General features: G+C 34.2%; 13 protein-coding genes and 1 other annotated feature. Of the genes, 11 read left to right on the top strand and 2 right to left on the bottom strand.

All coding sequences use genetic code 11. The annotated features are described in order from the left end of the window. Window positions 1–21: 21 nt before the first annotated feature. From Q8X41_RS11395 to Q8X41_RS11355, 9 genes are all read left to right on the top strand, one after another. A complete protein-coding gene (locus Q8X41_RS11395) occupies window positions 22–897 on the top strand; it encodes a hypothetical protein (RefSeq protein WP_397536461.1) in 876 nt (291 codons plus the stop codon). 82 nt (window positions 898–979) lie between these two features. After that, window positions 980–1,183 (top strand): hypothetical protein, encoded by a 204-nt coding sequence (locus Q8X41_RS11390; RefSeq protein WP_397536460.1) that lies wholly within the window; start codon window positions 980–982, stop codon window positions 1,181–1,183. 500 nt (window positions 1,184–1,683) lie between these two features. After that, entirely contained in the window at window positions 1,684–2,289 is a 606-nt protein-coding gene (locus tag Q8X41_RS11385) for a lysophospholipid acyltransferase family protein (RefSeq protein ID WP_397536459.1), read from the top strand. Window positions 2,290–2,410: 121 nt separating this feature from the next. Beyond that, window positions 2,411–2,698, top strand: coding sequence for a helix-turn-helix domain-containing protein (locus Q8X41_RS11380; RefSeq protein ID WP_397536458.1), 288 nt, complete (start codon window positions 2,411–2,413; stop codon window positions 2,696–2,698). 181 nt (window positions 2,699–2,879) lie between these two features. Continuing rightward, window positions 2,880–3,419 carry a signal peptidase I gene (lepB, locus tag Q8X41_RS11375; protein WP_397536457.1) on the top strand — a complete coding sequence of 180 codons (540 nt, stop codon included), beginning with the start codon at window positions 2,880–2,882 and terminating at the stop codon, window positions 3,417–3,419. Between the two features lie 28 nt (window positions 3,420–3,447). Then, complete coding sequence (locus tag Q8X41_RS11370) at window positions 3,448–3,921, top strand: low molecular weight protein-tyrosine-phosphatase (RefSeq protein WP_397536456.1); 474 nt, start codon at window positions 3,448–3,450, stop codon at window positions 3,919–3,921. 194 nt (window positions 3,922–4,115) lie between these two features. Next, window positions 4,116–4,829: a YebC/PmpR family DNA-binding transcriptional regulator gene (locus Q8X41_RS11365; protein WP_397536455.1), complete on the top strand. Its 714-nt coding sequence runs from the start codon at window positions 4,116–4,118 to the stop codon at window positions 4,827–4,829. A 338-nt stretch (window positions 4,830–5,167) separates the two neighbouring features. Continuing rightward, on the top strand, window positions 5,168–6,871 hold the full coding sequence (locus tag Q8X41_RS11360) for a methyl-accepting chemotaxis protein (protein ID WP_397536454.1): 1,704 nt from the start codon (window positions 5,168–5,170) through the stop codon (window positions 6,869–6,871). 318 nt (window positions 6,872–7,189) lie between these two features. Then, window positions 7,190–7,765: a YdcF family protein gene (locus Q8X41_RS11355; protein ID WP_397536453.1), complete on the top strand. Its 576-nt coding sequence runs from the start codon at window positions 7,190–7,192 to the stop codon at window positions 7,763–7,765. A 209-nt stretch (window positions 7,766–7,974) separates the two neighbouring features. Here Q8X41_RS11355 and Q8X41_RS11350 read toward each other — a convergent pair whose 3' ends face one another. Then, a complete protein-coding gene (locus Q8X41_RS11350; protein WP_397536452.1) occupies window positions 7,975–9,009 on the bottom strand; it encodes a YecA family protein in 1,035 nt (344 codons plus the stop codon). 217 nt (window positions 9,010–9,226) lie between these two features. Here Q8X41_RS11350 and Q8X41_RS11345 point away from each other — a divergent pair, with 217 nt between their 5' ends. Further along, entirely contained in the window at window positions 9,227–10,924 is a 1,698-nt protein-coding gene (locus Q8X41_RS11345; protein WP_397536451.1) for a M3 family oligoendopeptidase, read from the top strand. A gap of 200 nt (window positions 10,925–11,124) precedes the next feature. Here Q8X41_RS11345 and Q8X41_RS11340 read toward each other — a convergent pair whose 3' ends face one another. Then, entirely contained in the window at window positions 11,125–11,892 is a 768-nt protein-coding gene (locus Q8X41_RS11340) for a hypothetical protein (protein WP_397536450.1), read from the bottom strand. Between the two features lie 335 nt (window positions 11,893–12,227). Then, window positions 12,228–12,496 (top strand) — a binding site (T-box leader). Window positions 12,497–12,575: 79 nt separating this feature from the next. Between Q8X41_RS11340 and Q8X41_RS11335 the strand changes: the two genes are divergently transcribed. Beyond that, entirely contained in the window at window positions 12,576–13,436 is an 861-nt protein-coding gene (locus tag Q8X41_RS11335) for an S-adenosyl-l-methionine hydroxide adenosyltransferase family protein (RefSeq protein ID WP_397536449.1), read from the top strand. Window positions 13,437–13,480 lie beyond the last annotated feature (44 nt).

The raw sequence follows: 13,480 nt of genomic DNA, 5'->3' as shown, positions 1-13,480 counted from the left end.
GAATATAAAGGAGCAATTTAGATGGCAGGACATTTATTACAGGGCAAGTATTTACCTTTATATGAATACCTATCAAAACAACAAGAAAGACATATTGTACTCACTTTTGAAGAAATTGAAGAAATTTTACAAGCTAAACTACCGAAATCTGCCTATAAGTATCAAGCGTGGTGGGGAAACACTCGAAGTGGAACATATGTACAAGCAGCTGCTTGGCTTGAAGCGGGATATCGAGTAGATATTGTCCAATTTGGTCGTTGCGTGGAGTTTTTAAAAGTATCAAAGGAAATATTGACGAAAAAGAAGAACAAAGTAATGAGAGGAACATTAATTTCAAAATCAATACCAGATACTACATATAATGATATTGAATCTTTCCAAAAAATTATGGAGAAAATGGATGCTGCCCAACAATTTTTTACAGAAAACAATCACCGGCGTTTTACGGATGAAACAATCGTATCTCAATTTAAAGTATTTTGTGAATGGCGTCGGCTGTTTGGGAGAATAGAACAAGATGTGAACTATTTAGCGAAACAATTAATGTATGAATTTTTACTTGAAAAGCACCGCTTAGCACCGAATAGTTCTTTTATCAAACAACAAGATGAATATACCTTTTTGTATGAAGAAAAAACAACAACCGGAGATAAAATTGCTGCTATATTAAAAACAGCACCACCTTCCTTAACTGCTGACTTTGCTCCAGGTCAACGGAGTAGGTTATTGCAGGATTGCCGTTTATTAAACTATACTAATGCCATTATCCAATATTATTTTGTCACAGAAGAACCTGCATTTAATGTTATAGAAAAAAATTATAAGCAACATCTTGGTAATATACAGCTTATATTATTGCCAAAGGTAATTGCAGATAAGTATTCATTACATGCATAAAGAATATTTGTCTAGAAGATTCAAACAACAAGTGATACTATCAGATTATATTCAATAATCTATAGAAAAGAGGCGAGGCGCATTGTTCAAAGGGCTTACACTTTATATGGTTTTGATCGCTATAGGCTCTCTTAGTATAACTTTTGCGGTGACAAAGGATTTACCGCTTAGTGGGCAATGGGCCCTGCTGATTGGTGGTACATTATTAAATATTATTAGTTTAATCGCATTAATGATTTTTCTTTCAAAATCAGATAGTAAAGCGAACAAGTCAAAATTAAAATGATAGGATCATCCTTCAAAAGTGGATGGTCTTTTTTTGTTATTTAATGTTTAGCTACAGTAGGACGCAGTTTGTTCAGCTACCACCACTTGATAGATTTATGCAAAAAAACTTAAGCAAAATGTTTCAAAATATAATATATCTCTTTCACTTTTTTATATTCCATCCCCAGAAAACACAGTACTGATAACTTACTATTTTTATCAATTAATCCAACTGCTATTTATCTGCATTAGAAGTAATTGATGCTCGAATTTATATGCTTTCCACTTTTCTAACTTAAAATGTTTGAAAAAACAAATTATTTTTAACAATTTTTGTGCATTGGGTACACATTTTGAAAATTTCGTTTACAATATAAGGTAAGGGAAATAGAGAATGGATTCATAATATGAGTCTACTATTTATTATATAGGATTTAGTATTGCTATATATGGGAACGTTGGGGGATATAGTAGACGGGTAGAGTTGGCTATATTTCTTTAGTAGTTAGGAGTAGGGAATTGTATAGATTTGTATGTCTATTTGTTACTAAGTTTTTAGGGTTATTTAATAAGGCAAAAGTTTATAACAAGCATAACGTGCCAACAGAGGGTGGTTATTTAATTGCTTGTACACACACAGGTTGGATTGATATTTTGAATCTTGGAGTTTCTATTTACCCGAAACCAATTCATTTTATGGCTAAGAAACAGCTCTTTGATCATAAACTACTTGGCTGGTTTATAACAAAGTTGAAAGCTTTCCCGGTCGATCGTGAAAATCCAGGACCAAGCGTTGTAAAAGTACCGATGAAGTTGATTAGAGAAGGAGAAGTTGTTGGGATTTTTCCTAGTGGTACACGAAATGCGGAAGGTACTTCTCTAAAACAAGGTGCTATTACGATTGCTCAACTCTCGAAAGCACCAATTATCCCGGCTGCATACATAGGACCAAATACGCTAAAAGAAGTCTTTGCGCGCAAAAAAGGTTATTTAATTTATGGAGAACCTTTCTATGTTACAGCAAGAGGTAAAAGTGGTAGAGAGGAATTTACGCATTTCCTGGAGGAGCAATTAGTTACTTTAAAAGAGCAACTAGAAGAGAAGATTTCACAAGAAAAACTCTAGATTATTTTTGAGTTTAGAAGTGCATCTTAAGTCATCATTACTTCTTCTGGATTCAGTCATCTTGAAAGGTAACTAAATAAAAGAATACTGTAGAACACAATTTCTTTTAAGGGGTGGTTAGATGGTTACTGTAGATTTATTTGAACAGGAAGATAATAATGTGGAACAGGAGAAATCTCCTTTAGAAGTGATAGCTGAAAAACGCAGTCAAATCATTTTTAAACAACGTATGTCGGTTGGGCTAACGCAATCGGAATTGGCAGAGCGTGCAAATGTCACACAAAAAACTGTCAGCCGCATCGAACGTGGTGACAGTAAAGTCAGAGAAACAACTCTACAGAAAGTGTATGAGGTTTTGGGTATTACAGAGAAACATTTAGAAGCTCTGAAAGAGCAGCCGAATACATAGCTGCGGAATTTTATACGAGGTTGTCTGTTCAGTCATATTTAGGCTAATAGACGTCTCGTTTTTTTAGATTTAGAAGAATTCGCACCTATTTCAGTAAATATTCAATGACAGGACTCACCTATAGGTGGCATAATATTGAATAGTTATTAAAGTTAAGCCACAAATTTGAGGGTGATATAAAATGGAAAAAAGAAGTTTGAGTAAAGAAATTTTATCGTGGGTATGGCCAATTCTAATTGCAGTAGTAATTGCTGTTTTATGTAGACAATTCTTGTTCTCGCCAGTAACAGTTAAAGGCGAATCAATGGAGCCAACATACCAAAATAATAATAAGATTATCATTAGTAAAACAAGTCATATCGATCGCTTTGATATAATTGTGTTTGAATCCCCTGTAGAAGACGACCACTATATTAAACGTGTTATTGGTCTACCAGGAGATACAATAAAAGTGAAAAATGATAAGTTATATATTAACGGCAAAGAATACGAAGAACCATATTTAAAAGCTGGTATTCGTGAATATGAAAATATGGGCGATCATTTCACAGAAGACTTCACACTTAAAGGAGTGACAGGGGAAGAGAAAGTTCCTAAAGATTCCTATTTCGTATTAGGAGATAATCGCCAAAATAGTAGCGATAGCCGTGAGTATGGTTTTATCAAAAAATCTGCAATTACTGGTGAAGTGAAATTTCAATTTTACCCATTTAAATTCTAATGCAAGACATCAATAGAGGAGAGTTGTTATGAAAATAGGCGTGTTATTTGTTTGCTTAGGAAATATTTGTCGCTCTCCAATGGCTGAGGCAATTTTCCGTAATCTAGTTAAGTCACAAGGAAAGTCTGAACAATTTGATATCGATTCAGCTGGTACTGGTGATTGGCATATTGGAGATTGTCCTCATAAAGGAACAGTTCAAAAACTTACTGAGCATCATATTTCTACTGATGGAATGTTTAGCCGCCAAATAAAACAGGAAGATTATGATCGTTTCGATTATATTGTTTGTATGGATAATAGCAATATCCAAAATGCATTACCTATGCTAGGTATAAAAGAAAGTTCAAAGGTGTTCCGTTTACTTGATTTGATACAGGATTCAAGAGATGTTCCAGATCCGTATTTTACAGGCGACTTTGAAGAGACATACCAATTATGCCTAGAAGGTTGCAAAGCCTTATTACAAAAAATTGAAGCTGATAAAAGAAGCCACTCGTAATGAGAGGCTTCTTTTAGTACTTGAAAATCCCCGTTAAATCTTGGTAGAGGTACTTTTCACTTTTTGCCTGTATACAATTTATGACGAATATAGTGTATAATACTACAGTAAATTAATGGCTGATCCCATGTGGGTATCTTATGCAAACCCACGAGTAATTTATATATAGAATACATTGAAAGAGAGTGAATCCAATGGGACGTAAGTGGAACAATATTAAAGAAAAAAAAGCTGCAAAAGACCAAGGTACTGCTCGTATCTATGCTAAATTTGGTCGTGAAATTTATGTAGCTGCTAAACAAGGTGAACCAGATCCAGAATCTAATGGTGCGTTAAAAGTCGTTTTAGAACGCGCAAAAACATACAGTGTACCAAAACATATTATTGATCGTGCAATTGACAAAGCAAAAGGTGGCGGCGAAGAAAACTTCGACGAATTACGATATGAAGGTTTCGGACCGAATGGCTCTATGATTATCGTTGATGCATTATCAAACAATGTTAATCGTACAGCAGCAGATGTACGTGCAACTTATGGTAAAAACGGCGGTAACATGGGTGTCAGTGGTGCAGTATCATACATGTTCGATGCAACAGCAGTCTTTGCTTTAGAAGGCAAATCTGCAGACGAAGTTTTAGAACTTCTAATCGAAGCTGATGTAGATGTTCGCGACGTTTTCGAAGAAGGCGAATCTACAATCATCTATGCTGAACCAGATCAATTTAATGCTGTCCAAGAAGCATTAAAAGCGCAAGGTATTACAGAATACGGCGTTGCAGAATTAACAATGCTTCCACAAACAGAAGTTCAACTTGATGGTGAAGACCTTGTTAAATTCGAACGCTTAATTGACCTACTAGAAGAACTTGAAGATGTGCAACACGTATATCACAACGTAGAACTATAAAAACTGACCCCAGAGTACCTTTTTTGCATATACAAGATTGGATACGAACTTAAGTCAATAAAAGACTGCCATAAAGGCAGTCTTTTATTTTTATATAGATATAGATATAGATATAGCAGCATCTATTTTCTATTTTGATGTAATCATATGATACGTAATATTTTTACGATGATACTATCCTAATGAACTATAATTAATTAGGTCTTTAATATTATAATTACATTGCCATTTTATATGTAAAATAGTAATATAAAACTCATGTTCAATAATACATATTAATTCTAGAGAACTACATATAATACACTTTATGTAATTATTTTTTAAAAGGAGAGTACATTTTGAAAAAAAGATTTTTTAACTACAAATCATTGAAGATTAAGATATTAGTAGGCTTTGGAGCGGTCGTTTTATTAAACCTCTGCTTAGTTGCTTATAATTTTTATGCTATGAAAACCGTAAATTTAAGTATGAATGATATTGCGAAACAAGACCTTCCATTATTAGTGAACGATGAAAAGATGTCGTTTAATATTGCAGAACGAATAGCTTTAGCACGTGGCTATGTATTAACTGGTGAACAAGAATATAAAACTCAATTTAATAGCTATGCAAAGAAAAGCAAAATAATTGAAGATAACATATTATCTATAACGAATTCGGATAAAGCAAAAGTATTGGTAGACAAAAGTAAGCAGTGGGAAGATATTATTGTTAATGATGTCTTTGCAACATATGATAAGGGTAATCAAGAAGAAGCGAAAAAGTTATTAAATGGTGAAGCACAGACACTTGCACGTGACTTGATGAGTGGCTATACAGAAATTGCTTACAATCGAGAAACTCAAGTTTTGCATAATAGTAACGCTGTAATAGACACAGGTTCTCAATTATTAAAAGTGATAACAGTTGTATCTCTTGTTATATTAATTGTAAGTACGATTATCGCTATATTTACAGCAAGAACAATCATTAAACCGATTAATCGAGTTATGTATCAATTAGATCAAATTGCGAAAGGTAATTTAACCGTTGAACCATTAACAACAGATTTAAGAGATGAAACATCAAGATTAACGAAATCATCAAATGACTTATTAAGCCGTTTAACGTTTCTTATGAAAAAAGTAAAATCAGACGCAGAAATATTAAGCTCTCATAGTGAAGAACTGCATCAATCTGCTAATGAAGTTTCAGAGGGTTCCGATCAAATTGCTGTAACAATGAATGAAATTGCAAACAGTGCCGAGTCACAAGCTAATAATGCTGTGAATATGTCGAACAAAATGGATCAATTTACAAATCAAATTATCAATGTAACGCATAATGGACAAGATATTCATCTTAATTCAGAAAGTGCATTGGCCATGACAATTAAAGGCAGTCAGTTAATGGATTCTTCAATTAATCAAATGGCAACAATTGATGCTATTGTAAAAGACTCTGTGGATAAAGTGCATCATCTATACGACCAATCAAAGGAAATTTCAAAATTGGTTTTAGTAATACAAGAAATTTCAGATCAAACGAATCTTCTTGCATTGAATGCAGCGATTGAAGCAGCGAGGGCTGGTGAACACGGTAAAGGATTTGCGGTTGTTGCAGATGAAGTGCGTAAACTGGCAGTACAAGTATCAAGTTCTGTTTCCGATATTACAGATATCGTATCTAGTATTCAAAATGAAACAGGTTCAGTTGTAGCGTCACTTGTTAACGGTTACGAAGAAGTGGAAAAAGGTACGGCTAAAATTAAAACAACAGGTGAAACATTAAAGATTATTGATGATTCTGTTACGCAAGTAAATGCTAGTATTGTAAATATCTCTAAAAGTCTAGATGAAATATTGGTAGAAAGTGAACATATGACAAAATTAGTTGAAGAAACAGCTGCATTATCAGAAGAATCTGCAGCTGGTATCCAACAAACGTCAGCCTCGGTTGAACAATCAAATAGTTCGATTCATGAAGTAACGAAAAGTGCAGATGCACTTGCTAGAACGGCAGAAGATCTTATGAATATTGTTAGCAATTACCAATTGAAATAATTTATACTATCTTTAAAGCCGCTGAAACAATGGCTGTTTCAGCGGTTTTTTTACTTTAGTCAACTATTTGTAAAAAAGAGTGAAAATAATGAAATTCATTTATTTAAAAGATCTACCTGATGAGGGAAGTATTAAAGGTATCCAGGAGCTTCATACAGAAGCTTTTGATGAATCTGAACTATCAACAGGAGAATTATAGGAAAAACCGAATTTAGTATGTTGTATGGCTTTAGACGGTTGTAAAGTTGTAGGCTTCAAATTAGGTTATGATAGAAAAAGAGTTGAAGTAAAATAGAAATGATGAGGGATGATGCTGAGGTGAGAAAAAAGACGATGTTAATCTTACTAATTATTTGTATACCGATACTATTCTTTTGGGGTATTACTACAAAGTGGCTAATAGATGGTGAAAAACCAAAAGCGAATGGAAAATATAAGTACGTGATAGTATTAGGGGCGAAAGTGAAAAGGGGTGCAATACCATCTAAAGCATTGGCATTTCGTTTAGATGCAGCATTGAATTATGCTATGAAATATCCAGAAGTCCATATTATTGTTTCAGGTGGTCAAGGTCCAGATGAAGATGCAACAGAAGCTTCTGTTATGAAACGATACTTAATAGACCGAGGTTTTCCTGAGACTCAAATCATCTCTGAAGATCAGTCAACGTCTACTTATGAAAATTTATTAAATACGAAGAGAATCATTGGAGACGATTTAAAGGGGTTAACAATAATATCAAGCGATTATCATCTAGCACGTGCCAAAATGCTTGCGGAAGAACTTCATATAAAATGTGATGTGATTCCAGCGAAAACACCTAAAAGTATTGAAACAAAAGTAAGATTTCGAGAACGCTTTGCACTTTTGAAATCAGCTATTACGGGAAAATGATAAACTGGGGAGATTGACGAACTAGATGTTATGTTATAGTCTTGCGGGAAAACGAGCTAGACACAACAAGCTTAGTGAACAAGGGCTCGTTGGATCGCACGCGGAAAGCATCCGCCTGTACCGAAAACTGATGGAGCAACAGTATTGTTAAACAAAGCCAAAAATAAAAAAGCCATCTAGTGCCTAACTAGATGGCTTTTTATGTGGCATTATTTAGCGAGAAATTCACTGATTTGATCACGATATTTAGAAATAGATGATGCAGATACTCCAAAGTATGCTGCGACATCTTTGACTTTTGATACGCCGCCTTCTGGAATATTGCCATTAGCTTGTCCAGCTAAAACAGCACCAGCTGCAACTGTTTCAGCTTTTTTCGCTTTAACAGATGCGCTTTCTAGGAAGCTTGTAAGAGTTTCGATGAATTCAGAGGCATTAAGCTTGAACTCGTTTACATATTTGTTAACAAGCTCTAGAACTTCAACAGTAAATGGAGCGAGTTCAGTAGAAGCTTCAATTGTTACAGCAACTTCACTCTCAACCTTTTTCACAGTTTCCTTTTCAGCTTCTTTAGGAGCAGTAGCATCTACTGAACCATCTTGGATAAATGTTTTATAAAGATCCAATGAATCTGTATAACCATTTTGAAGTTTTGAACTTAATGCTTGTACAATATTTTCTTTCTCATCTGGAATGAAAACAACACTGCTTGTTGCAGTTAATCCATTTTCACCTTTGCGGGCATCTGGCATAAAGATACCAAACAACCAGCTACCTGAGAAAGTTTTTGCTGGTGTACCATTCATAACATAGCTTTTATTTGTGACGATATCTGTTAATGCAATTACTTCAGGACTTTGAGAATCCACTTTTGCAAGCAAATAGACAGGTTTCAACCAAGATTGAAGAATGTCTTTGACTTGTTGTCGGTTTTGGACAGTCAATTGTTTATTTATATAATTTTGCCACAGTTCAGGGCGATCGATATAAATGAATGTTTCCATGGCAATTGTATCTATTAATTTATCTGTAAATGCATGTTGTAATGAATCTTGCCAAAGATGATTTCTATTTTCTAGTTCATGATAATTTGCAGAGTGGAATGATTCTTTCACAAAGCCTTCCACAATACGATCGATTTCTTCGCTTACAAGTGTAGTAATATCGCCTAGAGCGTTTTTACCATGACACTTTTTGTATTTTTTGCCACTGCCACATGGACAAGGATCGTTACGACCTACCAATGTAAAGCACCTCACTTTAAAAATTGGGCATGAAATTAGGTTAGCACAATTTGAGCAAAAAAATAAGTGTTTTAATTGTTCTATTTCGAAATGGGTAATAAATTACCAAATTTTAGCGTATTTTTGACAACATTAGTTGCAATGTTTCAGAATATAATAAATAATAGAATAAAATACTTCGACTTTCGAAAAATGTAAAAGGAAAAGGGGAATGAGGATGGTTACATTTAAAGATTATGAATACAAACGCCCAGACTTAGCAGCGGGTAAAGAATATTTTCGCCAACTATTAACAGATTTTAATCATGCAAAATCGGTTAGCGAACAAAGCAAAGTAATTGAGAAAATCAATGCTTTCCGAAACGATTTTTCAACTCAATATAACTTAGTTTATATTCGGGCTTCTATTGACACAAATGACGAATTTTATCAAAAAGAAAGAGATTATTTAGATGAAAAGAATCCTGAAATGGAAGAACTTTCGACAGAATATTATAAAGCGCTATTAGCATCACCATTCCGAAAAGAATTAGAGGAGAAATGGGGCGCCCAATTATTTGATTTGGCAGAAAACCAAATTAAAGGTTTTTCGCCAGAAATCATGGAACTAATGCAAAAAGAAAATAAACTTAGCTCTGAATACTCTAAACTTGTGGCATCAGCCCAAATTTCTTTTGATGGTAAAGAGCTAACACTTGCGCAATTAGGGCCTTATACGGAATCGACAGATCGTGATGTCCGTAAAGCTGCAACAGAGGCACGTTTTGGATTCTTTAAAGAACATGGGGAAGACTTTGACCGTATTTATGATGAACTTGTAAAATTACGTCATAAAATGGCCATTACATTAGGCTACAAAAACTATGTAGAACTAGGCTATGTACTGATGAATCGAATCGATTATAATGCAGAAATGGTCAAAAACTATCGTGATCAAATTCGTGATGTCGTTGTACCATATGCTACAGAATTACGTAAACGCCAGGCAAAACGTATTGGGGTGGACAAAATAAAATTCCATGATGAAGGATTAAAGTTCTTAAGTGGCAATGCAACACCAAAAGGTACACCAGAATGGATTGTTGATAATGGTAAAAAAATGTATGAAGAGTTATCTTCAGAGACAGCTGAATTCTTTAACTTTATGATTGATCGCGATTTAATGGACCTTGTTGCGAAAAAAGGTAAAGAAGGCGGAGGGTACTGCACATTTATCGATGATTACGGATCACCATTTATCTTCTCAAACTTTAATGGTACTTCTGGTGATATCGATGTGTTAACGCATGAAGCAGGTCACGCATTCCAAGTATATACAAGTCGTAATATTGGTATTCCAGAGTATATTTGGCCAACATATGAATCATGTGAAATTCACTCAATGAGTATGGAATTCTTCACATGGCCATGGATGGAATTATTCTTCAAAGAAGACACTGAAAAATATAAATTTGGTCACTTAAGTGAAGCACTCTTATTCTTACCATATGGTGTAGCAGTCGATGAATTCCAACATGTTGTTTATGAAAATCCAGAAATGACACCACAAGAACGTAAAGCAGCATGGAAAAAAATCGAACAAATTTATCTACCGCATCGTGATTATGATGGTATTGACTATTTAGAACAGGGTGGCTTCTGGCAACGACAAGCCCATATCTACAATAGCCCATTCTATTATATTGATTATACATTAGCGCAAGTTTGTGCTTTCCAATTCTGGAAAAAGTCACGTGAAAATCACGAGGATGCATGGAAAGATTATATTCATCTTTGCCAACTAGGTGGTAAAATGTCATTCACAAAACTAGTGGCAGAGGCAAATCTTGTTTCACCTTTTGAAAATGGCTGTGTCGAATCAGTAATGGGTGTAATTAAAGAATACTTAGATGCTGTTGAAGATGAAGAATTATAAAGAATGTTTTGATGAAGGTTACTTATGTGAATAAGTAACGGAAAAAGATGATAACATGAGAATATATCTCGTCCTTTTCAATTTTTAAATTGAAGGGACGAGATTTTTTTATTCTATAATATTTTTGAAAAGAGATATAGTTGAAATGCAAGATGTGGTAATTTGCAGTTCCTAACGATTTAGGAACTAATTCAAACATTCTAATAGCTTTGTAATTGGCCTTCAGTTCTGCTATTTTTAATAGTTGAGTAAATAATGAAAATAATAAGAATCGAAGCCAAAACAGCTGAGGAACCCATTGTCCCTAAATCTAATCCACCTTTTTCATGTGGTTTTGTAAGAAGGTCTCCAAAGGTAGCTCCAAAAGGTCGAGTTAAGACAAAAGCGATCCAAAACAAGAACACACGAGAAACTTTTGTGAAGAAATAGGAAAGGATAATAACTGCCAATAAACTTCCTATTAAGATTGCTCCTCCTTTATATCCAAGTCCACTACTATCAGATAAGAAGTCTCCGAACGCTGTACCTAATGTATTAGAGAATAAGATTGCAGTCCAATAGAGCATTTCAACTTTACGGTTGTGGATATTATTAATATTTAATGATTTTTCACTTATATACCAATATGTAAAGATTACTAACAATATGGCGATTAATATACTTGAGCCAATGGCATAGCCTAATCCGAATGTACGGTCAATTAAGTCAGACAATGTAGTGCCTGCGATACTGGTTGTGGCCATAACACTCCAAAATAGCACTGGTAAGTATCTATTCGCCTTAAGTTGAGCAAATAATGTTACTAAAAATATTCCGAAAAATATTAAAGTACTAATTACATATCCAACGCCTAAGGTCTGTGACAACAAATCGCCAGCTGTTTCACCGAGTGTAGTGGCACAAATCTTCATAATCCAAAATATTACCGTGACTTGAGCAATTTTTCTAACAACTTTTTCTTCTTTCAATAGTTATTTCTCTCCCTAAAAAAGCTTGAATGTGAAATCGTATGTATAAATTTTTGCGATTTACATAATTTATAACATTAGAACCTTAAATTCCGCTTAATTAAAACTTAATAACTCATTAAATTAAAATTAAATATACATTAAGTAGTAAAATATACCTAAAAGTGTATGGGGTTTAAGGAATTAACCAAAATCTATGAAGAAAAGAGAAAGGGAAGATTAAAAAGTGATATTTAATTCATCGATTGAAATTTCTATTTTTATTGATTATAATGAATTTTCAATTAATTAATTGACAACTTGAGTGGTTACCTTTAAATTAATATTAGTAAATAATAAAAGCGATGATGAGAAATAGTAAAATGAACGTATTTCTAAAAGAGAGCTTCGGTAGCTGAAAAGAAGTAGAAATCTATCATTTGAAAAATGGCCTCTGAGCTCCGGTTTGAACGTGCATTTGCATTAGTAGGATGCGGCGGGAGTTGATACCCGTTATCTATATCACAGTCTAGGAAGCACTTGAAATTTCTGCACTGATGGAGGCTACTTATGTGAATAAGTAGTAAATAAAGGTGGTAACACGAGTATATATCTCGTCCTTTGCAATCATTTGGTTGTAAGGGGCGGGATTTTTTTTAGCGATAGTCCTAGACAGAAATATATTCAATGAGGAGATGTTTCAAATGGGGAAAGGTTTACTTGTTTTTCAATCAGATTTTGGCATAAGTGATGGTGCAGTTAGTGCGATGTATGGAGTAGCACATAGTGTAAATCCAGATATTAAGATTTATGATATTACGCATCAAATTCCACAGTTTAACATTTGGGAAGGAAGCTATCGTTTATTGCAAACCGTACAATATTGGCCAGAAGGTACTGTGTTTGTTTCTGTAGTTGACCCTGGGGTTGGTTCAGATCGTAAGGCTGTTGTTGTCAAAACTGTGAATGATCAATATATTGTAACCCCTGATAACGGAACGTTGACACATATAAAACGCTATTATGGTATCGCTGAAATTCGAGAAATTGATGAATCCATTAACCGTCTACCTAATTCAGGTGAATCACATACATTTCATGGACGGGATATTTTCGCCTATACAGGAGCTCGCTTAGCTTCAGGAGTTATTACGTTTGAAGAGGTTGGCCCTTCATTAAAAGTTTCAGATATTGTAGAACTAAAATTAAAAGAGTCAACGATAGAAGATGGAGTAATTACTGGAATCATTGATATTGTAGATAAACCGTTTGGAAATTTATGGACAAACGTTCGACGTAGTCAATTTAAACGATTAGCAAAAAACTATGGTGATGCTTTCGAAGTAACGATAAGCACTGATAATCGTAAAATCTATCAAAGTATCATGACTTACGGCCATTCTTTTGCAGATTTACGCGTAGGGGAACCACTTCTATATATTAATTCATTAGATAATGTCGGGATTGCCATCAATCAAGGATCCTTTGCTGATGCCTATCATGTTGGTACAGGGACTAATTGGGAAGTTTCAATCCGGAAAGCTCCAAAAATTATTTATGGATAATACGTATTTCCAAAGGATTTGATCAAAAATTACATTTGGTCAAA

The organism is Rummeliibacillus pycnus, from assembly GCF_044359855.1.
GTDB lineage: Bacteria > Bacillota > Bacilli > Bacillales_A > Planococcaceae > Rummeliibacillus > Rummeliibacillus pycnus_A.
This window is presented reverse-complemented; position numbering and strand designations above follow the sequence as displayed.